Source organism: Candidatus Frackibacter sp. WG13, from assembly GCF_900114655.1.
Lineage (GTDB): Bacteria > Bacillota > Halanaerobiia > Halobacteroidales > Acetohalobiaceae > Frackibacter.
Map to the genome: position 1 here is coordinate 134,632 of NZ_FOTT01000002.1, position 23,212 is coordinate 157,843.

Annotated in this window: 22 protein-coding genes; all 22 read left to right on the forward strand. The window is 35.9% G+C overall.

Annotation, left to right across the window (positions count from 1 at the left end; translation table 11 throughout):
- Positions 1-26: 26 nt before the first annotated feature.
- The 22 genes from lpxB to BM077_RS02310 all read left to right on the forward strand — a co-directional run bounded on the left by lpxB (position 27) and on the right by BM077_RS02310 (position 23,212).
- Positions 27-1,163, forward strand: a complete 1,137-nt coding sequence (gene lpxB, locus BM077_RS02205) for a lipid-A-disaccharide synthase (RefSeq protein ID WP_089747780.1) — start codon at positions 27-29, stop codon at positions 1,161-1,163.
- A 2-nt stretch (positions 1,164-1,165) separates the two neighbouring features.
- Positions 1,166-2,902, forward strand: a complete 1,737-nt coding sequence (gene msbA / locus BM077_RS02210; protein WP_176941593.1) for a lipid A export permease/ATP-binding protein MsbA — start codon at positions 1,166-1,168, stop codon at positions 2,900-2,902.
- 221 nt (positions 2,903-3,123) lie between these two features.
- Positions 3,124-3,777 (forward strand): lysophospholipid acyltransferase family protein, encoded by a 654-nt coding sequence (locus BM077_RS02215; RefSeq protein ID WP_089747779.1) that lies wholly within the window; start codon positions 3,124-3,126, stop codon positions 3,775-3,777.
- 15 nt (positions 3,778-3,792) lie between these two features.
- The gene (gene lpxK, locus BM077_RS02220) at positions 3,793-4,941 is read left to right on the forward strand and encodes a tetraacyldisaccharide 4'-kinase (protein ID WP_089747777.1); all 1,149 of its coding nucleotides are present in this window, start codon (positions 3,793-3,795) and stop codon (positions 4,939-4,941) included.
- Positions 4,923-5,669, forward strand: coding sequence for a 3-deoxy-manno-octulosonate cytidylyltransferase (gene kdsB, locus BM077_RS02225; RefSeq protein ID WP_089747776.1), 747 nt, complete (start codon positions 4,923-4,925; stop codon positions 5,667-5,669). The genes lpxK and kdsB overlap by 19 nt, the downstream gene beginning before the upstream one ends.
- Complete coding sequence (kdsA, locus tag BM077_RS02230) at positions 5,662-6,489, forward strand: 3-deoxy-8-phosphooctulonate synthase (protein ID WP_089747773.1); 828 nt, start codon at positions 5,662-5,664, stop codon at positions 6,487-6,489. Before kdsB ends, kdsA begins: the two co-directional genes overlap by 8 nt.
- Before the next feature lie 3 nt (positions 6,490-6,492).
- Positions 6,493-7,464, forward strand: coding sequence for a KpsF/GutQ family sugar-phosphate isomerase (locus BM077_RS02235; RefSeq protein WP_089747771.1), 972 nt, complete (start codon positions 6,493-6,495; stop codon positions 7,462-7,464).
- A gap of 80 nt (positions 7,465-7,544) precedes the next feature.
- Complete coding sequence (locus tag BM077_RS02240) at positions 7,545-7,904, forward strand: four helix bundle protein (protein ID WP_089747769.1); 360 nt, start codon at positions 7,545-7,547, stop codon at positions 7,902-7,904.
- A 117-nt stretch (positions 7,905-8,021) separates the two neighbouring features.
- A complete protein-coding gene (locus tag BM077_RS02245) occupies positions 8,022-8,552 on the forward strand; it encodes a KdsC family phosphatase (protein WP_089747767.1) in 531 nt (176 codons plus the stop codon).
- Between the two features lie 231 nt (positions 8,553-8,783).
- Positions 8,784-9,662 carry a lysophospholipid acyltransferase family protein gene (locus tag BM077_RS02250; protein WP_089747765.1) on the forward strand — a complete coding sequence of 293 codons (879 nt, stop codon included), beginning with the start codon at positions 8,784-8,786 and terminating at the stop codon, positions 9,660-9,662.
- A gap of 21 nt (positions 9,663-9,683) precedes the next feature.
- A complete protein-coding gene (gene lptC, locus BM077_RS02255; protein ID WP_089747764.1) occupies positions 9,684-10,310 on the forward strand; it encodes an LPS export ABC transporter periplasmic protein LptC in 627 nt (208 codons plus the stop codon).
- Positions 10,291-10,857, forward strand: coding sequence for an LptA/OstA family protein (locus tag BM077_RS02260; protein WP_089747762.1), 567 nt, complete (start codon positions 10,291-10,293; stop codon positions 10,855-10,857). The genes lptC and BM077_RS02260 overlap by 20 nt, the downstream gene beginning before the upstream one ends.
- Complete coding sequence (gene lptB, locus BM077_RS02265; RefSeq protein ID WP_089747760.1) at positions 10,857-11,573, forward strand: LPS export ABC transporter ATP-binding protein; 717 nt, start codon at positions 10,857-10,859, stop codon at positions 11,571-11,573. Before BM077_RS02260 ends, lptB begins: the two co-directional genes overlap by 1 nt.
- Positions 11,574-11,582: 9 nt before the next feature.
- Positions 11,583-12,677, forward strand: a complete 1,095-nt coding sequence (locus tag BM077_RS02270; protein WP_089747758.1) for an LptF/LptG family permease — start codon at positions 11,583-11,585, stop codon at positions 12,675-12,677.
- A 40-nt stretch (positions 12,678-12,717) separates the two neighbouring features.
- Positions 12,718-13,953 (forward strand): DUF3084 domain-containing protein, encoded by a 1,236-nt coding sequence (locus BM077_RS02275; protein ID WP_089747756.1) that lies wholly within the window; start codon positions 12,718-12,720, stop codon positions 13,951-13,953.
- Positions 13,954-13,958: 5 nt separating this feature from the next.
- Positions 13,959-14,360, forward strand: coding sequence for a pre-16S rRNA-processing nuclease YqgF (locus tag BM077_RS02280; protein ID WP_089747754.1), 402 nt, complete (start codon positions 13,959-13,961; stop codon positions 14,358-14,360).
- Positions 14,361-14,448: 88 nt separating this feature from the next.
- Complete coding sequence (locus tag BM077_RS02285) at positions 14,449-14,901, forward strand: S-layer homology domain-containing protein (protein ID WP_089747752.1); 453 nt, start codon at positions 14,449-14,451, stop codon at positions 14,899-14,901.
- An 865-nt stretch (positions 14,902-15,766) separates the two neighbouring features.
- Positions 15,767-17,494, forward strand: a complete 1,728-nt coding sequence (locus BM077_RS02290; RefSeq protein ID WP_089747751.1) for an S-layer homology domain-containing protein — start codon at positions 15,767-15,769, stop codon at positions 17,492-17,494.
- A gap of 369 nt (positions 17,495-17,863) precedes the next feature.
- Complete coding sequence (locus BM077_RS02295) at positions 17,864-18,970, forward strand: hypothetical protein (RefSeq protein WP_089747750.1); 1,107 nt, start codon at positions 17,864-17,866, stop codon at positions 18,968-18,970.
- 12 nt (positions 18,971-18,982) lie between these two features.
- Positions 18,983-19,939, forward strand: coding sequence for a hypothetical protein (locus BM077_RS02300; protein ID WP_089747748.1), 957 nt, complete (start codon positions 18,983-18,985; stop codon positions 19,937-19,939).
- A 205-nt stretch (positions 19,940-20,144) separates the two neighbouring features.
- Entirely contained in the window at positions 20,145-21,884 is a 1,740-nt protein-coding gene (locus BM077_RS02305) for an LptA/OstA family protein (RefSeq protein ID WP_089747745.1), read from the forward strand.
- 17 nt (positions 21,885-21,901) lie between these two features.
- A complete protein-coding gene (locus BM077_RS02310) occupies positions 21,902-23,212 on the forward strand; it encodes a 3-deoxy-D-manno-octulosonic acid transferase (RefSeq protein ID WP_089747742.1) in 1,311 nt (436 codons plus the stop codon).

A 23,212-nucleotide genomic window follows, 5' to 3' on the forward strand; every position in this document is an offset into this window, starting at 1 on the left:
ATTGGTTGATAGAATGAGGTGAAAGGATGGCTAAGGTATTAGTAGTAGCCGGTGAAGCATCTGGAGATATGCATGCTGCTCATGTTATTGAAGAGATGAAGAAGTTAGATTCTAATTTAGAGTTTATAGGAATCGGTGGACAACAGATGGCTGAGGTAGGAGTAGATATAATATTCGATCCTACGGAATTGAGTACAATTGGCTTTATAGAAGCCTTTAAACATCTACGTTTGATGTATCAGGTTTTAGATAAACTAGAGCAAGCGATTGATCGTGAAGATCCAGATGTGGCTTTATTGGTAGACTATTCGGGGTTTAATTTAAAAGTTGCAAAATTGACTAAGAAGAAAGGGGTGCCGACAGTTAATTACTTTGCTCCTTCAGCTTGGGTTTGGGGTAAATGGCGAGCTAAGAAGATGGCCAAACGTCAGGCGAGGATTGCTTCTGTCTTTCCTATGGAAGAGGAAGTTTATCGTGAAGCAGGAGCGGATGTAAATTTTGTAGGTCACCCTTTATTAGATATAGTTGAAACTGAATTAGACCGAAAAGAGGCAGCAGAAGAATTTGGGATTGATATAGATAGAGAGATTATTGGTCTTTTGCCGGGAAGTAGAGAGCAAGAGATTAAGAGTCTGTTACCACCAATGTTAGCAGCGGTAGAAAAGTTAAAAGCCAAAGAGCCTAAGCGACAATTTATCTTACCAGTAGCAGAGACTATTTCTAAGGGATTAATTGCGGAGATAATGGGTAATTATTCAGTAGATATTAAAGTTGTTACTGGAAATTCTTATGAAGTAATGGATTTATCCACATTAATTATTGTTGCTTCTGGCACGGCAACTTTAGAGGCGGCCTGTTTAGGTACGCCAATGGTAATTATTTATAAAACATCGTTATTAACCTGGTGGTTAGGAAGATTATTAGTTAAACTTCCCTACGTTGGCTTACCGAATATAATTATGGATAAGGAGATAGTTCCTGAACTATTACAAGATGAAGTTGATGCGGAGAGGATAGCTGCAGTTAGTTCAGAAATCTTAAATTCACCAGAATATTATAATCAAATTAAGGAAGATTTAGAATCAGTAGTAACTAAATTAGGAACTAGCGGTGCAACTAAGAAAGTGGCACAGATGGTTTTAGAAGTAGGAGGAGTGACTTAAGATTGGAATTAATGAAGAGAGTATTAAGTTATGTGAAACCTTATCGGAAGCGATTGGCAGCAGCGATCTTTTCTATGATTTTGCATTCATTCTTAACTATTTTATTTATTAAAGTATTTAAGGATTTAATTGATACCATGATTAATAATATTTCTAATACTGGTGAAGGTTTAGTCAAACTTAGTTGGGTAGCTGTAGGAATTATTGGTGTCTTCTTCTTTAAAGGAGTTGCCTATTATGGACAGAAGTATTTGACATCTTATGTAGCGCAGAAGGCGATTAGAGATATCAGAAATGAATTATATGATCATTTACAGAAGCTATCACTAAGTTTCTATGATGAAATGAAGACAGGGCAGATTATGTCACGGGTGACTAATGATGTAGGCAAACTACAGAGTGCTATAGTCTCCGGTGCGATTAGTCTATTTTATAAATCATTTACTTTAATTGGAGGGCTTGGTTATCTATTTTATCTGAGTTGGAAGTTAGCTTTAGCTGTAGTCTTAATCTTTCCGGCGGTAACTTATGTCTTTATTAAATTTAATAAAAGGATTCGTGAAGTAAGCCGTAGGGTACAGGCTAAGATAGCTGATATTACTGATGTTCTCCAGGAAACGATTACAGGAGTAAGAATTGTTAAAGCATTTGGACAGGAAGATTATGAATACGAAAAGTTTAGTCAAGAGAACCATGAGAACTTTCGAGCTACAATGAAGAATACTCAATTAAGTGCTAGTTTGACGCCGATTGTTGAGATATTAGCTTCATTCGCTTTTACTTTTGTCTTATGGTATGGTGGTTATGAAGTAATAAAAGGGAATATGACTCCCGGAGAGCTACTAGCGTTTTTTACTCTCTTGATTACTATTTCTGATCCTATTAAATCTTTAAGTAAATTAACTAGTACTATTCAACAGGCTTTAGCAGCAGCGGATAGAATCTTTGAGATTATGGACATAGATATCGAAATTAAAGAGAAAGAAGATGCAATTGAGCTTGAAGATGCTAAAGGGAAGGTCGAGTTTAAAGATGTCTATTTCAGTTATAATGAAGAAGAGGTAGTATTAAAAGGAATTAATCTAGTAGCTAATCCAGGTGATATAGTTGCCTTAGTTGGACCAAGTGGTGCTGGCAAGTCTACATTAGTCGACTTGATTCCTAGATTTTATGAACCACAAAGTGGTGACATATTATTGGACAATTACAATATAAAGGATTTGACGATTGCTTCTTTAAGAGATAAGATGGGAATAGTACCTCAAGAGACTATCTTGTTTGGGGGAAATATTAAAGAGAATATTGCTTATGGTTCTATAGATAGAAGTGAAGAGAAGGTTATTGCAGCGGCTAAAGCAGCTAATGCTCATGAATTTATTACTGAATTTCCGGCGGGATATGAAACTGAAATCGGTGAGCGAGGAGCCAGTCTATCTGGAGGGCAGCGACAGAGAATCGCTATAGCTCGGGCTATTTTGAAAGACCCTAAGATATTAATCTTAGATGAAGCTACCTCTGCTTTAGATACAGAATCAGAAGCATTAGTACAAGAGGCTTTAGAGAGATTAATGGAAGAAAGAACTACTTTTGTAATTGCGCATAGACTATCAACAGTTTTAAATGCAGATAAGATAGTTGTATTAGATGAAGGTGAAATAGTTGAGATAGGAACTCATGATGAACTATTAGAGAACGGTGGGCTTTATAGTCATTTATATGAGGTTCAATTTACAGAGTAGAATTTAGAGCTACCATAATTAATTAATATCAGCTGCAAATTCCGCAACGCCTTACGCAAGATTAAGCATGGGCTGTTTAAACTCCCTAACGGTCAGACAAAAACAGCCTTAATCATGCTTAATCTTACTCCAGGCTGCTCCATTTTAAAGGCTTAATATTAATTAATTATTACTAGCAATTAATGACTAATATAGTAGGGAAATATTAAAGGATGATATCGATGAAAAAACGACTTAAGACGTTTTTTATATATTTATTTTCATTAGCGTTAGTCTTAATAACTAATGCAACCTTACGATTAAAAGTAGTTGGTGAGGATAAGGTTAAGCAGTTAGAGTCGGAGGGCAAGAGTCTAATCTTTGTCTTCTGGCATGGCAAGATGTTGCTGCCGATCTATTATTTTCGGCAGCGCGGATATTATGGCTTGGCTAGTGAGAGTAATGACGGTGAGTATATAAGTAGGGTATTAAAGAAGCTAGGTTGGCAGGTGATTAGAGGGTCTACTTCGAGGGGAAGTGTTCGATCTTTATTAAAGCTGATTAAGGCTTTGAAGCGTGGCAATCAGGTGGCAATTACTCCGGATGGGCCGCAGGGTCCTCGTTATGAGGCGAAAGCGGGGACCGTTTATTTAGCTAAAAAGAGTGATAGTTTGATCATTCCCGTTGGTGTTGCTTTTGCTAAGAAGAAGGTGATCGGTAGTTGGGATAGATTTAATCTACCATACCCTTTTACTAAAGGAAGATTAGTTTTTGGCGATGGTATTGCTGTAGATAGTGATATTGACCAGGAAGGGATCGAAAGAAAGAGGGAAGAGGTTAATAAGGCATTAATTGCTGCTGACAATGAAGCAGAAGAATTACTAAACCAAAACTAATAGGATGGGTTAATTATGAATCAAAAATTAGAGAAGTATCTATTAAAAGTGATTCGGGGTCATAAACAGGGGTTTGTAGCTAAGGTTGTTCTACTCATCTGTACTCTATTAGCAAATATATACTATTTAGGGATTAAGATTAGAAGTAAATTTTATGATTGGGGAATTAAGCGGAGTGAGGAGTTGCCGTGTACTGTAATTAGTGTCGGTAATATTACGGTGGGTGGAACCGGTAAGACTCCCGTTACTCAGCTTTTAGCACGAAAATTTAAAGAACGAGGGTTAAGAGTGGCGATCTTAAATCGGGGCTATAAAGCAGATTTTGAAGATGAGATTGGTTTAGTTTCTGATGGTGAAAAGATATTTATGACACCAGAGGAAGCTGGTGATGAGGCTTTTATGATGGCACAGAGTTTACCAGAAGTGCCTGTGATTATTGGTAGTGACCGAGTAATTACTGGGCGCTATGCTTATGAAAAATTTGATACAGATATTCTTCTATTAGACGATGGTTTTCAGCATTGGCCGTTGGCTAGGGATGTAGATGTGGTAGTGGTTGATGCTACTAATCCTTTTGCTAATGGACGTCTAATACCACGTGGTACCTTACGAGAGCCATTATCTAGCTTGGAAAGAGCAGATATCTTCTTTTTAACCAAAGTAGATCAAGTTTCTAGAGGAAAAATTAATGATATTTGTGCTAAACTTAACGATCACAATCCGATGGCTCTTATCTTTGAGACTGCTCATAGCCCTACTTATTTAAGGACTTTAGGTGAAAATGTAGATTTAGATTCAGAGTTGGATTTAACTGGTAAACGAGTAATGGCTGTTTCTGGCATCGGTAATCCACAATCTTTTGAACAGACTTTAAGGGATTTAGGTGCTGATTTAGTCGATCAATTCAGGTTTCAAGACCATCATAAGTATCAAGATGAAGAGGTTATTGATATCTTTTCTAAGGCTGTAGAACAGAATGTGGAATTAATTGTGACTACGGAGAAGGATGCTGTTAGCATGTCACCGGAGTTGGTTGATAAGATTAAGGGACAAGCTATAGATTTTAAAGTATTAGGAATTACTGTTGATGTATTAACTGAGGAAGTTAGATTTGAAAAGTTATTATCGAAGATGGAGGGAGAAGGATGGAAAGCAAGAGAGTAGTAGGGATTATTCCGGCGCGATATGCTTCAACCCGTTTGCCAGGTAAACCACTGGTGGATATTCGTGGTAAGCCTATGGTCCAACATGTTTATGAAAGGACATCTAAAGCAGCGGTGTTGGATGAAGTGGTTGTAGCTACTGATGATGAAAGGATTAAAGAAGCAGTTCTTGATTTTGGAGGAGAAGTAGTAATGACTTCAAAGAATCATCAAACAGGGACAGATAGATTAGCAGAGGCGGCAAGGGATATTGAAGCAGATGTAATAGTTAATGTCCAAGGAGATGAGCCGTTAATTGCCCCTGAGATGATTGAAGAGGCTGTTAGACCATTGTTGAATAGTGAAGAAGTAGTTATGGGAACCTTGAAAAAAAGGATAAAAGATTTAACTGAATTAAAGAATTCAAATTTGGTTAAAGTAGTTACTGATCAGAATGATTATGCACTCTATTTTTCAAGGGCACCAATTCCTTTTTTGCGTGAAGATAGGGAAGGAATTGATTTTTATAAACATATTGGACTGTATGCTTACCAAAAAAAGTTTTTACTTGACTTTGCTCAGATGGAGAGTACTACATTAGAGCAGATGGAATCTTTAGAACAATTAAGGGCTTTAGAGAACGGATATCGGATTAAAGTAGTTGAGACTAAATATAGTTCTATTGGTGTAGATACTGAAGAAGATTTAGTAAAAGTAAGAGAGATGATGGAGGAGATACAGAATGGTTAAAGAGGTTGTGCTTAATGAAGAGGTTAAATTTGGAGGTCAGAATCGATTTGTTTTGATAGCGGGGCCGTGTGCTATTGAGAGTGAAGATAGATGTCTTAGAGTAGGTGAAGCTGTTAAGGAGATTGCAGAGCGATTAGAGATTCCGTATGTTTTTAAATCATCTTATGATAAGGCTAATCGTTCTTCTATAGAATCTTATCGTGGTCCAGGATTAGAGGATGGATTGAAGGTCTTAGAGAAGGTAAAGAGTGAGTTAGACCTACCTGTTTTATCTGATGTTCATACTGCTGAGCAAGCTAAAATAGCAGCTGAAGTGTTAGATGTAATTCAGATTCCAGCCTTTCTTTCACGACAGACCGATTTGGTGACTACTGTTGGTGAGACGGGAGTGGTAGTTAATGTGAAGAAAGGTCAGTTCTTAGCACCATGGGATATTGATAATGTAGTAGAAAAGATAGAAAGCACAGGTAATGAAAGAATCTTATTGACGGAACGTGGTGTTAGCTTTGGTTATAATAATTTAGTAGTTGATATGCGTTCTTTACCAAGAATGAGACAGACGGGATATCCTGTCGTCTTTGATGCTACTCATAGTGTCCAGTTACCTGGCGGTTCTGGTGATAAGTCTGCCGGAGAGCGAGAGTATGTACCTTATTTAACAAGAGCAGCTATGGGCGCAGGGATTGATGCTCTCTTTATGGAAGTGCATGACCAGCCAGAAGAAGCACTCTGTGATGGCCCAAATATGGTGAGAGTAGATGAATTAGAAGCTATCTTAAAGCAGGCAAAAGCAATAGATCAGATCGTTAAGGAGGGCTAGCTAATGAATGATAAGGAGATCAAAGCTCGTGCGCGAAGAGTTTTAGATATAGAAGCAGAAGCAATTACTAATTTAAGAGATTCAATTAATGGAACCTTTGCTGAGTTAGTAGAAGTAATCCTTGCTTGTTCTGGACGAGTAATTATGACCGGTATGGGAAAGTCAGGTTTGATTGCTAAGAAATTAGCTGCAACTCTTTCTAGTACTGGTACTCCTTCTTTCTTCTTACACCCTGGTGAGGCTATTCATGGCGATCTAGGAATGGTGACTGAGAAGGATATCGTTATTGCACTTTCTAATAGTGGTGAGACAAAAGAAGTAATTCAGATATTACCGATAATTAAACGGATTGGAGCAGAGATTATTGCCTTAACTGGTGGTGTGGATTCTACTTTAGCAGAGAATGCAGACTACTTCTTAGATACTAGTGTTGAACGAGAAGCCTGCCCCTTAGATTTGGCTCCAACGGCTAGTACTACAGCTACCTTAGCTTTAGGGGATGCTTTAGCAGTATCTCTTTTAGAAGCTAGAGGTTTTCAACCGGAAGACTTTGCTTTATATCACCCAGGTGGTAGTTTAGGTAAGAAATTATTACTAAAAGTAGAAGATGTTATGCATGTTCGTGAAAGAAATCCATTAGTTGAGCAAGATAAACCACTGAAAGAAGCTTTATTTACTATGACCTCTACTCAGATGGGTGCAGCTAATATTATAGATGAGAATGGTAAATTAATAGGCATCATTACAGATGGAGATGTCAGACGTCAGCTAGAAGAATCATCGGACCCATTAAGATTACCAACTAAAGAAGTTATGACTGCTGCCCCAACAACGATAACTGCGGATAAATTAGCAGTAGAGGCGGTAAAGATAATGCAGGATAAAGAGATTAGTGACCTGCCAGTAGTAGACAAAGACCACAAACCTCTAGGTATGGTTAACTTCCAAGACTTGCTTAAAGCAGGCGTATTTTAGATAGTTGACAGTGTACAGTTGATAGTTGACAGTTAACTACAATTGATGGATTATAGTTAGTTGAGGGTAAGGTGGTTTTGATGAGGAAGAATGACAGCATTGTTTATAAAAAGGCTTTTAAGTTTTCAGTTAGGATAGTTAAACTATATAGATATTTGCGTGATGAAAAGAAAGAGTATACACTTGCTAAACAGTTATTACGTTCTGGGACTAGTATTGGAGCTAATATTCGTGAAGGTTTAGAAGGGCAGTCGAAAAAAGATTTTATAGCCAAATTATCAATTTCTTTAAAAGAAGCGGCTGAAACGGAATATTGGTTAGAGTTATTGATAGCCTCTGATATTTTAGACAGACAAAAAGTTACTTTAATGTTAGAAGATATATCAGAATTGATCAAAATGTTAACTTCTATACTGAAAACTAGTAAGAGGAATACTTAGAAAATCAAAGATTATTTTGATTGTTATTTAACGTTTAAAATATTAGTTTATTTTTGGTTTAAAGGTTTTTCGGGCTTAACTATCAACTATCAACTATCAACTAGAAAGGGTGTTCATATGAAAAACGAACTAACAAATTTACAAAATATAAAGAGTAAGGCACAAAATATCAAACTATTCATCTCCGACGTTGATGGTGTGTTAACGGATGGGCGGATTATACTTGGGAGTGATGGCCAGGAGTTTAAGTCTTTTAACGTGCAAGATGGAAAAGGAATTAAGTTGGCTCAAGAAGCTGGTATCGAAGTGGCAATCATAACCGGTCGCGAGTCAGAGGCTGTTACGCAACGGGCGAAGGAGTTAGCGATTGAAGAGGTTCATCAAGGGATTGATGATAAAGTAGCTATCTTTAAAGAAGTACTAGCTAAATACAACTTAACTACAGAAGAGGTTGCCTATATCGGTGATGATTTAAATGATCTTCTATTCTTAAAAGAAGTGGGTTTAGCTTTGACTGTAGCAAACGGAGTAGCCGAAGTAAAAGAAGTAGCTGACTATATCACGGATAAGCACGGAGGCCAAGGAGCAGTACGAGAAGCATTAGAATTAATCCTAAAGTTACAAGGCGTATGGCAGCAACTGATTTAAAGCCTATAATTCGGAAGCTCTTTTCTGGGCTTCACTGTCTCGCCCAGCTTAAACTTCAAAGCTCCTTACAGGCAAACCATCCAGTCTATAAACCAAGACTGGCTGTGTAAACTCCTGACGTGAATAAATTCTGCCGCAGCCTATGGTATACTCTACTTTTAATTCGAAGGCTTTTTATTGGGCTTCACTGTCAACTGTCAACTATCAACTGAAAAACGGGGGTTGAATTGAATGAAGGATTTAATCGTATATCTACTATATCGCTGTTTAGAGTTTGTAGTAAACATAGTACCTGAATCGATTGCTTATAAAGTTGGTAAAGCGTTTGGTAATTTAGCTTATATTCTACTTCCTGATCGCCGTCGGATAGCGGTTCAAAATCTACAGTTGGCTTTAAATGTCGATAAAGAGCAGGCTATAGCGTTGACAAAGTCTAATTTCGAACACTTAGGTAAGTTATTAATCGAATTTTTACGTTTTCCGCAGTTAAGTTCGGATAATATAGATGAGTTAGTTGAGGTCGAAGGGGTAGAGTATTTATTGGAAGCTCAGCAGCGTGAAGAAGGTTTTGTTATCTTTTCTGGTCATTTCGGTAATTGGGAGTTGTTAGGAGCTGCTTTAGCTTTGAAAGGATTTCCGGTTAATGCTTTAGCTAGGGATCAGAATAATGAATTAATCAATGAACATATCATAAGTAATAGATTATCGACAGGAATTAATATCTTTGCTGACCGCGGTATGGTTGTTAGGAAGGCTTATCAGGCTTTGAAAAAAGGTGAAGGTCTTTTTGTATTAGGTGACCAAAAAGAAAGAGATGCAGAGGATTTTGTTGAATTTTTTGGTTTAGAAGTAGGTGTGAAATTAGGAACGGTTAATTTGGCGGCTCGGACTAATTCGAACATTATTCCAATGTATATTGCTCGTAAAAGTGAAGGTAAGCATAAAATTATTGTTAAAGAACCGCTAGAAGTAGAGAAGAATATTACCCGTGAGGCTAAACGACAGGTTATGGAAGAATTATATACAACCTTAGAAGAAGTGATCAGAGAGTATCCTGACCAATGGCTCTGGGCACATAAACGTTGGCAGTTATCGTTTGATTATAAATAACTTTGATGAGGAGGGGAGTTAGTGAAGCGTAAATGGATAGTAATAGTTATTATATTATTGATTAGCAGTGGAATGTATTATGGCTTGATGGATGATAAGGATACGAATAATAATTCTATTCAATCCTCTCCCCAGAAGAATAAAGAGCAAGAGTTAACTGATGAAGAAGTTCCGCAGTCTAAGGTAAATGATGCTTTATTGAAGGTTTATAACTTAGATAAAACTACTAGTTTAAGACTAAAAGCTGAAGAGATGATTCAACCTAGCCAACAGAATAAATTTCAACTAAAGAATGTTATGGTGGAAGTCTATCAGGGTCAGGGTAATAATAAAGTATTACAGGCGACTTTAACGGCTAAGAGTGGTCTTTATTTTCCTAAGGACGGAAGATTAAAGTTCTTTAGTCCTCTAAGTATCAGTAATGAAGAAATTAAAGTTCAGGCTGATACTTTGAGTTGGAATCAAAGAGAGAATCGTTGGTTGGGAAGGGGTAATATAGTTATTATTCATAAAGTTAAAGGGGTTAAGCTAAGTGGAGAAGAATTTACTAGTTTTGTTGATTTGGATAAATTAGAAGTTAAAGGTAATGTTAGACTAAAGAGAATAGCTCGGAAGGAAGGTGTAAGCGGTGAAGCGGCGAATAAGTAGTGGATTAGTTATATTAGTTATTACTCTTCTATTAGTGAATTTAGGTTCGATATCGTTATTAAATGCTAAAGAAACTCCTAAAGAGAAATTCGAAATATTAGCTAATGAGATGGTTTTAGATAAGGATACCTTAATTGCTAAAGGGGAAGTCAAGATAACTACAGAACAAGGTAAGATGACAGGTGATAGATTCAAAGCTGACAATCTAAAAGGCAAAGGACTATTGACTGGTAATCCTTTATTAATCAATGAAGGTTGGAAGGTAAGTGGCAACAGATTTGAGATTAATTTTGATAAAGAAGAGGTATTTGTTCCACAAAATGCTCATATAGAGTCAGAAACTTTGGTTGCTGATGCTAAGCACTTACTTCTGTTAGGTAAGAAGGAAGAAGTAATCTTGACTGGAGAAGTTACAGTTATTAATCAAGAACGTAAATTGACCGGAGACAAGGTAGTAATTGACTTAAAGACAGAGAAGATAAGGTCAATGGGAAGAAGTAGATTAACTCTTCCTGGAGATGAGTTAAATTCAGGAGCTGAAGAGTAATGACTATTAGAGCAGAAAATTTAGTAAAGACGTATAATAAAGTAGATGTAGTAAAAGAGGTTAATTTTAAGGTCGATCCTGGTGAGATAGTAGGAATTTTAGGGCCTAATGGGGCCGGGAAGACGACTACTTTTTATATGGTTGTTGGTATAGTGAAGCCTAATCAAGGTAGTATTTATCTTGATCAAGAGAATATTACTAATCTGTCGATGCATAAGAGAGCTAGGTTAGGTATTGGATACTTGGCTCAAGAGGCCTCTGTCTTTAGAAAATTAACTGTAGAAGAAAATATCTTAGCAATTTTAGAGATGATTGACCGCGAAGAGGATGATGAAGAGATATTGAACTCTTTATTAGATGAATTTAATATCCAAAATATTCGCAAGCAGAAAGGATATACTCTTTCTGGTGGTGAGCGAAGGCGAGTGGAGATTGCTCGTGCTTTGGCAACTGACCCAGATTATATATTATTAGATGAGCCGTTTGCTGGGGTAGATCCGATAGCGGTCAGTGATATTCAAGATATAGTTTCGTATTTGAAGGATAAGGGGCTAGGGGTATTAATTACTGACCATAGTGTACGAGAAACTTTAGAGATTACAGATCGTGCTTATATTATGCATGAAGGAAAGATACTCTTATCTGGAACAGCAGACGAGGTAGCCAATAGTGAAATAGCTAAAGAATTCTACTTAGGTGATAAGTTCCGAATGTGAGGTGATTAGATGAAGATAATAGATAGATATATATTAAAAGAATTAATGGGACCATTTCTGTTTGGAGTCTTTGCTTTTACAAGTATCTTTATTGGGACTGATATCCTCTTTGAATTAGCAGGATTAATGATAGATTGGGGAGTTTCTATGGGGACCGCTGGTAAGCTATTTCTTTTAAGTCTACCAGAGGTGGTTGTCTTAACTTTTCCTATGGCAATGTTATTAGCCACTTTATTATCTTTAGGAAGATTGTCGGGAGATAGTGAAGTAGTTGCTCTAAAGGCTGGTGGAGTTAGTTTTATTCGGTTAGTAATTCCTGTTTTAGTGGTAGCGCTTTTGATCAGTGGTTTAACTATATTCTTAAATGAAACTCTGGTTCCTACAAGTAAGGATAGTTATCGCCAAATAGTTTGGGATATTAAACACCGTGAAAAGATGCCTACTACGCAGAAGAACTTACGGATGACTCCTATCGATAAGAAGACAGGGAAGGTAGATTATATCTTTTATGCTTATCGATTTGATGGTTCGGATTTGACTATGGATGATGTCACCTTACAGGATTATAGTAATGGAAAGTTAGTACAGGTTATTGAAGCTAAGAAGGCGCGCTGGACAGATGAACAGTGGCAGTTTATAGATGGGACTATCTATGATGTTAATTCTAAGGGATTAGTGCCTAGTATGAAGTTTAATAAGTATTTTGTTAAAAAATTAAAGAGAACGCCTAGCGAAGTAAGTAGAGCCCAGAAAGATCCAGATGAAATGAGCTTAAAGGAGTTATCGAAACGAATAAAGATAAGGGAAGAGGAAGGTAGAAAGACTGCTTCGTTAAAAGTATTATATTATCAACGTTATGCAATTCCGTTTTCCTGCTTTATATTTGCTTTAATAGGAGCACCATTAGGAGTACAACCTAATCGTTCTGGAGCTTCGATCGGCTTAGGTTTAAGTATTGTTATTATCTTTATATATTATACTTTTATGACTATTGGCTCTACTTTAGGTCAGGCAGGAACGTTGTCGCCTATCTTAGGAGCTTGGTTACAGAATATAGTATTTGCCATAGTAGGAATAGGTTTAATGATTAAGTCAGCACGGTAGTAATAAGGATAAGGCAGCTAACCAATAGGAGGTGAGAGTTATGTATGGGGCGGTATTAATTATTGTTCTAATATTTATTAGTGGTTTAATTGCTTATATCGGTGACTTAATTGGAATGAAGGTAGGCCGTAAGCGTTTATCTCTCTTTGGGTTACGCCCTAAATATACATCAATTCTAGTAACTATCTTAACCGGAATATTAATTGCTACGACAACGATTACTCTCTTGTTGGTTACTTCCCGCGGAGTAAGGATAGCTCTCTTTAATATGCAGGCAATGGTTGCTGAATTAAATACTTTAACCCAGAAGGTTGCTGTAAAAGATAATAGATTAAAGGATATGAAGAATGAGATTAAATCTAAGAGTGAAGAACTGACTTCGTTAAAAGAACAGAAGAAAGATATAGAAGAACAATTACAGAAAACGATCGATGAATATCAGGTTGCTGAAAAGAAGTTAAAAGAATCTGAAGTAGAATTAAAGGAATTAACGAAGACTAAGCAAAAATTAAAGAATAAAGTTAATAGCTTAGGTCAAGAAGTCGATGTTTTAGAAAGTAAGATTAAAGATTTAACAGGCCAAAAGAAAGTCTTAGAAAATCGAGTTAATAATCTATCTTATAGTCTTAAATTTGTAGGACAGAAGTATTTAGATTCGATGACTGGGGATATAGTATACCAGAAGGGTGAAATGATTCATTCCGAAGTGATAGAAGCAGGAGCTTCCGATAAGGTAATAGTAAGGAGATTAGATGAATTTATTGGTAATGCCAATCGCAAGGCAATCAAGAAAGGAATTGAAAATCAAAAATCTAACCGAGTAATTAAGATGTATGAGGAAGATTTATTTAGGGTAGCTAAGGCTTTACGTCAAAAGAGTACAAGAATGGTAGTAAGACTGGTTGCTCAAAAGAATACTCTACAGGATGAGGAGGTAGTAGCTAAATTTAGTCTATATGAGGATTATCAAGTATACCATAAGAACCAGTTAATAGCTAAAAAACAGATTAATAATGTAGAATCCCTAAAAGAGTTAGAAAAAGAGTTAGAGACTTTCTTAACTAAGGTTAATAATCAAGCAATTAAAGACGGATTAATTCCAAATTCACAAGGACAAGTAGGTAGTCTAAACTTTAGTCGTTTCTACTCCTTATTTAATAAGTTACAACGACTAGAGAAACCTGTACAAGTCAAAGTAGTAGCTAAAGAAGATATTTGGCGTAGTGATTCATTGACATCTAATATTGAATTCATAGTTCGGTCTTTAGCGAGGTGAAATGATTGATTATAGGAATAGACCCCGGAAGAGATAAATGTGGCTTGGTACTAGTTAAAGAAGAGAACCAGATAGTTGTACAGACAGTAGTTGAGACTAATGATCTAATTAATAGGATTAAAGAATTAGATAATGACTATAATATAGATAGGATCATTATTGGAGATGGAACTTTATCGTCAGAAATAGTAGAACGTATTAGAATCAATTATAATAGCGAGGTAAAGATTGAAGTGATAGATGAAACAGGGTCTACTTTAGAGGCAAGAGAGTTATATTGGCAGGAGAATCCGCCTAAGAATTGGCGTAGGTTGATACCAATTTCTTTTCAAACTCCACCGCGACCAATCGATGACTATGCAGCCCTTGTTTTAGTCAAGAGGTTTTTAGCTAAAAGCAAGGAATAGATGCTATTTATTTTTTAAAATAAAAGGATTTTAATTGTGAATGTAGAAATTAAATATTGAATAAAGATTTAGCAAGGAGGGTGAATTTATGAGGAAGATAGCTTTATTACTGACATTAATTATGGTATTTACTGTTACTTTACCGGCTTTAGCAGCTAATCCTTTTACTGATGTTCCACTAGGACATTGGGCATACGATGCGATCGCTAAAGTAGCAGAGTTAGGAATCATGGAAGGTACACCGCAAGGAGATTTTAACGGTCAGGCTCCAATGACCCGTTATCAAATGGCTAAAACTACGGCAGCTATTGTAGATTTATTAGAAGAAAAGAATGCGCAACTAAAAGCTGAGCAGAAGAAAGAAGTTCAACAGATAGTAGATGCTTTAAAGGCTGAATTTAATGAAGAATTAAAGCTAGTTAAAGCAGATGTAAATCAGAATAAAGAAGATATCAAGGACCTTAAGGGTAAAGTAGATTTTAATAAAAAACTTAGTATTGTGGCTATTGTTCTGTCTTTAGTGGCGGTAGCTTCTAATTAACCTTTATAAGTACATATTATTATATCAATCCTCTGTAGATTAATTTCTGCAGAGGTTTTTTTATTGTATAGGAAATTATATTTTTGATAGATTGTGGATAACTTCTAGTCAATATACCTCTGTAGCGACTCTTAAAAATAATCCGAAGCCATGGATGGCTGAAGGGTTAGTTTTTGAGAGTGAATGGAGCAGGAGGCGGAATGAACGGCAAGCGGAAGAGGTATATTGACGTTGCTATAGCTAACTATATTTTTAACAGGTTATGAATAACATATTCCACCAGTACTACCATTAGGCACGCAGCTATCATAATTTTACTAAGAGGATTTAAGAAAGGTGGGTTGAATAAGTGTAATAGAGTTTAAAAATTGATCAAAGAATTGACTATTTGCAACTGTAAATTTGACGAAGCTATTTTACCATTTTTTACTTAAATTTTTTTGCAGGAATATGTCGAATTAAGTAGAATTAATAAAATAGATAAGTAAATAAAAGTTAATAAAACACATTTAAAGACAACGAGTTACATAAATTGTAACTTAAAGTTTATTGATGCAAAAGATTAATTAATAAGTTAATAAGGTTTCATTCTTGGGCTAGGTTAGTAAAGGCGGAAAGGAGGTGCCCCCGCAAGCCGGTTGACCACTATGCTTAGGAATGGCTATTTCGAAATATTTTAGTCTGATTACAGTAAATATATATCAGCAGGGAACTAAGAAATGAGGAAACACGGCCACTCATATTCAACTGTTACCCCTGATTATGTGAGACTGTAGAAAGCTAGAATAGAGTAGGTAGAGCAATAGATAAAATAACAACAAACTAATTATCAAAAGAAAGAATAATCTAGGGGGAATAATAAAAAATGAAGAAGAAACTATCAATTGTATTGGCTATAGTAATGTTATTTGCATTGACTGCTCCAGTAATGGCGAATCCGTTTAAGGATGTACCAGCTAACCATTGGGCTTATGATGCAATTAAGAAGGCAAGTGAAATGGGCATTGTAACTGGTTATGAAGATGGAACTTTTAAAGGAGATAAGAAGTTAACTAGATATGAAATGGCAGTAGCTACTGCTAGAATTGCTTCTCAAATTGAAGATGAGGATGTACAAGCAAAGTTAACTGCAAAGCAAGTTGCAGAGGTAGAAAAGACTGTTAAAGCTTTAAATTCTGAATTTAATAAAGAGCTAAGTGCTTTAGAAAAGAGAGTTAATGCTTTAGAAGCTAAAGGACTTAATGTAAAGATTGATGGTGAAGCAACTACTATTTTCACTGAAACTAATGTAGAAGGAAATCCTGATTTTGGGACTGCAAATATTGAAGATGGTCAGTATTGGGACGATTGGGATGACACTTTAGATGACGATGCTCCAGCTCAAAAGGAGTTTAGACAAGAGTTTGACTTCAACATTAATACGATTGTTGATGAAGATACTACAGTTAGTTTAATCTTAGACACAATTGCTGATGACTTTACAAATCCAGTTGCTTGGGATGGTTCTACTCCTGGCGAAGATGCACCACAGTTTAAGTTAGACGATGCATTATTAGCAATTGAAGATGGAAATTATGGATTAAAAGTTGGTGACTTTGAAGATTATCACGTAACTAATTACTTCTATGATGATGAAGATGTAGAAGGAGTAGAGGTAAATGCTAATGTACTTGGAACTGATTTCTTAGTATTTAGAGGAAAAGATGATGACACTGCTGGCAATGACATTAAAGCTATTAAAGCAAGTAGAAATATTGCGGGTATCGATTTAGCAGGACAATATTTAAAAGCTAATGATGAAGGAGTCTATGGTGTAACTGCTAAGACTGACTTAGTTCCTGGCGTTAGTTCTCAGGTTAAGTATCTAGCTAAGGATAATAGCCAAGATAAGAACTATTTAGTGGATGGTGAAGCTTCTACTAAGTTTGCAGGAATCAATCTTACTGCTGGTTACAAAGAGGTAGGAGTAAACTTTGATGGCTATAATGACTTCAAAGGTGACGATGACATTTATGATGCTGGTGAAGACTACGAACCAGGTATTAAAGGATACAGAGTTGCAGGAGATATGGATGTACTTCCTGGTTTAAACGTATTCGCTAATGTAGAAGATGAAGAATTAGCTACTAATAATGATAACATTATCACTACAGAAGCTGGAGCTAAGTATGCTCTAACTAATAACACAGACGTTTCTGCTAGTTATGAAGCAGTTGATTCTGATAATGGTAACGATGTAGATACTATTAATACTGGTTTAGAAGGTAACTACTTCGGTGGTAAGTTAGCTACTGTTGTAGATTATGAATTAGAAGACGAGAAAGCAGGCGAAGAGACTAATACTTTAGATATCAGAAATAAGATTGCTGTTTCTGATACTGTAAAGTTAACTGCTGATGCTCAGTATGAAACTAAAGAAGCAGCTACAACTGATACAGAAAGAATTTACTATGCTGTAGGTGCTGACCACAAATTAACTGAGAATACTTCTTTTGGAGTTAACTACCGAGTAGTAGACTTCAATGATAATGCAACTTCAGCTAATGACTATAAAGCTGAGTCTATTAATGGAGAGTTCAAAGTTAGCTTCTAAATAGACTAATCAATAAGTAATATTATCTAAACCCCTAGGTTCTTTACCTAGGGGTTTTTTCTATCAAAATGCAGGTATTTAGCTTCTTATGTAGAAGATATACATATAATAGTAGTCTTGCATAATTAATTGTTGACGCCCAAAAATTCCGCGACGGCTTCCGTAAAGAAGAGCATGGGCTATTTTCAAACTTCCTTTGGTCGAACAGAAAATAGCCTTAATCATGCTCTTCTTTACTCCAGCCTGCTCCATTTTTAAGTGGCTTACATCAATTAATTATGCTTGAAATATAGTTATGAAATTTGTTTATAATATAAATTATTCAGAACGAAAGGAGGGATGGAAGGTCATTTTAGGTGACCAAAAGTTATGAAAAAATATTATTTTTTAATAGCGTTTATGACATTTTTATTAATTTCATTCTCTATTTGGGCACAAGTACCTAATTTTGATTCTTCATCCCTCTTTCAGGCTAATCTAGAGCAGGAGTTATTAATGGAGTATCAAGATATAGAACCGGGCTTAAAGATGTCGGATGAATGGAGACTTTGGATTAATGAATTAGCCAATCAACAGGAGTTAATTGAAGGACAGATAGGCTCTTTAAATAGTATGAATTTAACTAAGAATAATTTTTTAGGCAATGCAAAGTTTGTTAAAGGAATCACATTTGTCACAACTGAACCAAATAGTGGTAGAGGAGATAGCAATGATAGAAGAACGAAACTAATAAAGAGTCAGGAAAGTGGGATGAAGTTAGCAATCTTTCCTGGGGGATTAAGAAGAGTTAAAGAGCATAGTGGAGGTAGCGATAAGAATACAGATGGACGTAGAGTTTTTGACTTAAAGCAGAATTTAAACTTAAAGCAAAACGGATCGATTAATAACTTCAATCTACAGGGACTTAGTTCAAAGCGATTAATGACCCCTTTAACTATGAAGGATAGCATAAATAAGATTGATGTTGATGATAGAGAAGAAGCAGGGTTAGGCTATCAGTTATCGGATGATTCTTCGTTCTTTATTCATTACTTAAATGAAGGAGAAAGGATGGACCCGGAGCTACTTCCAGTTGCTGTGGGACTAGAATATAATAATGAGTCAGGTAAGATTACTACCCAATATGAGTTTGAAAAGTCAGATGAGAAAGAAGTTAATTCAGCAGGAATTGAGTTAGGGATCAGTGATGTTGCTAAGCTAAGGGCTATTTATACTATGATAGATAAATCAAACAAGAGTGAGGAGAGTAATATTCAAGATGGAACAGCTACTACAACGGCTAATGGAACAGAGGAGGTTTCTGATTTAGAATCTGAACTATTAAATTTAGGATTAGATATCTATGTAGATGAGAATGCTAGTATTAAATTAGGTTATCAGTTAGCAAATGAGAATCAAAAAGAACTTAAGGATAAGACTTTATTAGAGAAATTAAAGCCACATGCTGCTGAAATCAAATTAGAATTTAAGTTTTAGGAGGCATCATATATGAAACGAAGAATAAGTGTCTGTTTAGTTATAGTATTACTTTTAGTGTCAGTTAGTTCTAATCTTGTAGCCAAAGAGGTCCAGCCAACTTTTTCTTTACAGAAGTTATCTAAAGTAGAGAGCGTGCTTTATGGCAAGAAGAATGATGGAGCTCTTCTAACTAGGGTAAAGAAATTAGAGAAAGAGTTATATGGCAGGAAGATGTCTGGCTCTCTAATTGAAAGAGCTAATCGGATTACTAATTTAGTTTTAGAGAATCAACCGAATCGACCATCATTATTATTTACTATTAATGCTTTGGAGTGGGCTCTAAAACAGCAGATTAGTAAAGGGCCAATCATAAACAGGATTAATGAAGTAGAGAAACTATTATTAGGTCAAGAACAGTCAGGGTCAATTTCAAGTAGGCTAGGAAAGTTAATTAATTATAGCTTGCCAGATGGGAAGATAAAGGTTGCAAAGGTAGAGGTGCCGAATCATACTTTAGTTAAGATAGAGTTTTTAGAAAGGTTAAGTTCTGAAAAATTACAGGATAAAGAGCAGATTACTTATAGAGTGGCTGATGATCTTTTAGTTAATGGTAAATTGATACTACCTGTAGGTACGAAAGGGATAGCTACGGTGACCAAGGTTGAAAAGGCTGGTTTCTTTGGTCAGGATGCTAAGATAAAGCTAGATTTTAATAGTATAAGCTTTCTTGATAATACAGAGATGGAGCTTGACTTAGCAGAGAAGTCTCTAGCTGAAAATGCTGAGAATAAGTCTATGAAGTATGCTGTAGGGGCTAGTATCTTGAGCACAGCAGTATTAGGACCGGCTGGAGTCGTAACAGGTTTCTTTATTAAAGGTGAGGAAGAAGTAATTAAACCTAATCAGAGTTTCTTTGTAGAGACTGCAAGACCAGAGACTGTTTTAGGAATTCCGGTTCAAATAGGGACTATAGTTAGTAAAGATTAATTAATGGTTTAACCACAAAAAGGTCATCTTTTTTGTGTTCTAATCATTAATGAGGTTATCAAAATACCTAATTAGCAATTAATTGCTAATTAGGTATTTTAATTTATACTAAAATAAGGAGAAATTACTTAAAGGAAGTTGGAGGTTTTTTATAGAATTTAAGAGGGTAGTAGGTTTTTTTGTAGATTAGGAAGAGGTGTATTAAGTGATAAGAAAGGTAGCGGTATTAAGCTTAATATTAATTTTTATGGTTATCATTCCAGTTGGAGCGAAAGAGTCACCTTATAGCATTGAAGCTAATAATTTAGTCTTGGACCGAGCGGAGAATATGGTTAGGGCTAAAGGAAAGGTTAAGGTTGATTTTAAAGATACTACTATTATAGCTGATGAATTAGAGATTGATATGGAGACGAAAGATGTCTTAGCAATAGGCAATGTTATCCTTATTAAGAAGAAGGAAGCGAAGAAGAATGAAAGATTAAATGGTGAGAGATTAACTTATAATTACGAGAGCAAGAAAGGTGAACTTCTAAAAGCGAAAGGGACAATGGGGAAGAAGAAGTTTGCTGGTCAAGAGATAAAGATAGTAGATGATGATCTTAAGTTAAAGAGGGCTAAGCTTACTTCTTGTAAGAATCCAGAAGCACATTATGAGTTGATAGCTAGAGAAGCGACTATCTATCCAGGTGAAGAGTTAATTGCTAAGGACGTAGAGGTTTGGTTAGGTGGTTATCATGTTATGACCTATCCTCGTTATAGAACTTCTTTAAAGACTAATGATTTGACACCACTGCCAAGTTTTGGGTATAATACTGATGATGGTTTCTATATGCAGTTTAATTATCAACATTATGTTAACTCAAAGTTAGAAGGAGATATTAGACTGAAAGCAACTTCGAAGGCTACAGATGAGGTAGCTCTAGATTACAAATATGATTTGACCGATGATCTAAAGCTAAGTCCTATGCTTACGTATGATCGTGCTGAAGGGTGGGATAGCAGGTTAAAACTTAACGGTACTACAGGGTCTTTATTAGATGAAACTAAAGTTAACTGGCAGTTAGAGAGTGGCTATGGTCATAATGAAGACGGAGGTCAAGAAGCGAATCGTAGTGATGTGAGATTGAGACTATGGAAGAATAATTATAGATTAACCCCAACTACTCGTTTGGGGTTAGGAACTGATATACGCAAGGCAGATTATAGTTCAGGTGAAGAGTATAAGACTTATGAGTTTAATTTTGACTTAAATAAGCAATCTCCAGTGTTAGCTGATCTTAGATTCGATTTTGATTATGTTAAAGATATAGGTCAACCACCGGGTCCATATGATTTTGAAGATTTAGATGAAGATAAAGATGGAGATTATGAGGGCTGGAGACATTATTATAGGTTGATTTTTAACGGCCATCCATTTAGATTGAGTGATAAACAAATCTTTGATTGGCAAGTAAGGGGACATCAATTTAATTATGAAAATGGAGATAAATACAAATATTATGACTATAATGGTATCTATAAATATTCATTGACTAATACTACTACTGCAAGGTTGGGTTATGATTATCGTGAAGTCTCCGGAGAGGCTCCTTTAAGAGATGATAGGGTAGGTACTAAAGAGAATATGGTACTTGGACTAGGTTATAGAAATCGTTTCGACCAAGGAGCACATTTAAATATAACTGGTGATCTAAAGTATGGCTTAGATGACCAGCAATATGATAGTATTAGAGTAAAATTAGAGTATAGAACGCCTACAAAGAATAATGCCTATTGGCAGATAAGTAGTGATTTAGATTATGATTTAATTAATAATGAATTAATTGATGAAAGTGGAAAAGATCAACATTTAGCAATTAAGCGAGTATACGATTGTATGGAAGTTGGAGTTAGCGTGGACTTTATAGAAGAGACAGGGAAGCTAAACTTTAACTTAAAATATTAAGTAAATGAGGGGTAAGGATGGTTTGGTATCTATTGTATGACTTAGTATTAATAGGAGCATTTATATTATTTCTACCAGTTTTGATCTATAAGATGATCTTTAAAGGTAAGTATAGAGTGGGGCTAAAGGAGAGGTTAGGTTATCTGCCGGAAAGTCTTCATTATTTACGAGATGAAGACTTAATTTGGATTCATGCTGTTTCAGTAGGAGAGACAGTAGCCGCTAGTTCAGTGGTTACTGAGATTAAGGAGCACTTTCCGGAGCATAAGATTCTCTTTTCGACGGTTACGGATACCGGTCAGGAGATGGCAGATAAGATAGTTGAAGAAGCTGATGAGATTATCTACTTTCCGTTAGACTTTTCGTGGGTGATAAAGCGAGTCTTGAAACTGCTTAAACCGGAGTTAATAGTCATTACCGAGACGGAGCTATGGCCTAATCTAATTAGGTATGCTAAGGAGTTAGGCAGCAAAGTAATGCTAGTGAATGGTAGAATTAGTGATGATAGTGCGAAAAAGTATAAATATTTAGGGCCAATTATGAAGGATATGTTAGCTAATATCGACTTTTTAAGTATGCAGTCTGAACAGGATGTGAAATATATCACTGAGTTAGGAGCAGATGAAGAGAAGGTAGTTAATAATGGCAACACTAAGTTTGACCAGACCTATGCTGAGCCTGATTCGGAGGCGGAGGAAAAAATCTATGATGAATTTAAGATAGATCCTAATCAGCCTGTTTTAGTAATTGGTAGTACTCATCCTAATGAGGAGGAGCAATTAATTCCTGTTTATAAAGAGTTGAAAGCAGAGTTTGAAGATTTAGTTATGATCTTAGCACCGCGGCATATTAAGCGGGTTGATGAAATAGAGGATCTGTATCAAAAAGCGGGGATTGATTTAGTTCGTAGGACTGAAATTGAAACGAGAAATCCTGAAGAGGAGTCGGTGATTCTGCTAAATACAATCGGCGAGTTGGCTCAAATATATGGCATAGCTGATTTGGTATTTATCGGCGGTAGCTTAATTAAAAAAGGTGGTCATAATATCTTAGAACCTGCTGCTCATGGTAAGCTGGTCTTCTTTGGATCGCATATGTTTAATTTTAAAGAGAGTACAAGCTTGGTCTTAGAGCATGAGGTAGGAATTCAGGTTAGTGATGTAGAAGAACTAAAAGAGAAGATGCTGTATTATTTAAGTAACGAAGATGAATTAGAGGCTAAGAGTAGACAAGCTTTAGAGATGATTGAGAGTAATAAAGGAGCTTCGGCAAGAAATGCTGAATTAGTAGAACGACTAGTTGGAGAGATGCGAAGAAAAGGGGTTTAG

Coding starts and splice junctions, on each gene's coding strand:
- BM077_RS02285 (WP_089747752.1), top strand. CDS start 14,449: ATGAGGAAGATAGCTTTATTACTGACATTAATTATGGTATTTACTGTT.
- lptB (WP_089747760.1), top strand. CDS start 10,857: ATGACTATTAGAGCAGAAAATTTAGTAAAGACGTATAATAAAGTAGAT.
- kdsA (WP_089747773.1), top strand. CDS start 5,662: ATGGTTAAAGAGGTTGTGCTTAATGAAGAGGTTAAATTTGGAGGTCAG.
- BM077_RS02290 (WP_089747751.1), top strand. CDS start 15,767: ATGAAGAAGAAACTATCAATTGTATTGGCTATAGTAATGTTATTTGCA.
- BM077_RS02245 (WP_089747767.1), top strand. CDS start 8,022: ATGAAAAACGAACTAACAAATTTACAAAATATAAAGAGTAAGGCACAA.
- BM077_RS02240 (WP_089747769.1), top strand. CDS start 7,545: ATGAGGAAGAATGACAGCATTGTTTATAAAAAGGCTTTTAAGTTTTCA.
- BM077_RS02300 (WP_089747748.1), top strand. CDS start 18,983: ATGAAACGAAGAATAAGTGTCTGTTTAGTTATAGTATTACTTTTAGTG.
- BM077_RS02310 (WP_089747742.1), top strand. CDS start 21,902: ATGGTTTGGTATCTATTGTATGACTTAGTATTAATAGGAGCATTTATA.
- kdsB (WP_089747776.1), top strand. CDS start 4,923: ATGGAAAGCAAGAGAGTAGTAGGGATTATTCCGGCGCGATATGCTTCA.
- BM077_RS02270 (WP_089747758.1), top strand. CDS start 11,583: ATGAAGATAATAGATAGATATATATTAAAAGAATTAATGGGACCATTT.
- lpxB (WP_089747780.1), top strand. CDS start 27: ATGGCTAAGGTATTAGTAGTAGCCGGTGAAGCATCTGGAGATATGCAT.
- BM077_RS02275 (WP_089747756.1), top strand. CDS start 12,718: ATGTATGGGGCGGTATTAATTATTGTTCTAATATTTATTAGTGGTTTA.
- BM077_RS02295 (WP_089747750.1), top strand. CDS start 17,864: ATGAAAAAATATTATTTTTTAATAGCGTTTATGACATTTTTATTAATT.
- BM077_RS02235 (WP_089747771.1), top strand. CDS start 6,493: ATGAATGATAAGGAGATCAAAGCTCGTGCGCGAAGAGTTTTAGATATA.
- lpxK (WP_089747777.1), top strand. CDS start 3,793: ATGAATCAAAAATTAGAGAAGTATCTATTAAAAGTGATTCGGGGTCAT.
- BM077_RS02250 (WP_089747765.1), top strand. CDS start 8,784: ATGAAGGATTTAATCGTATATCTACTATATCGCTGTTTAGAGTTTGTA.
- BM077_RS02215 (WP_089747779.1), top strand. CDS start 3,124: ATGAAAAAACGACTTAAGACGTTTTTTATATATTTATTTTCATTAGCG.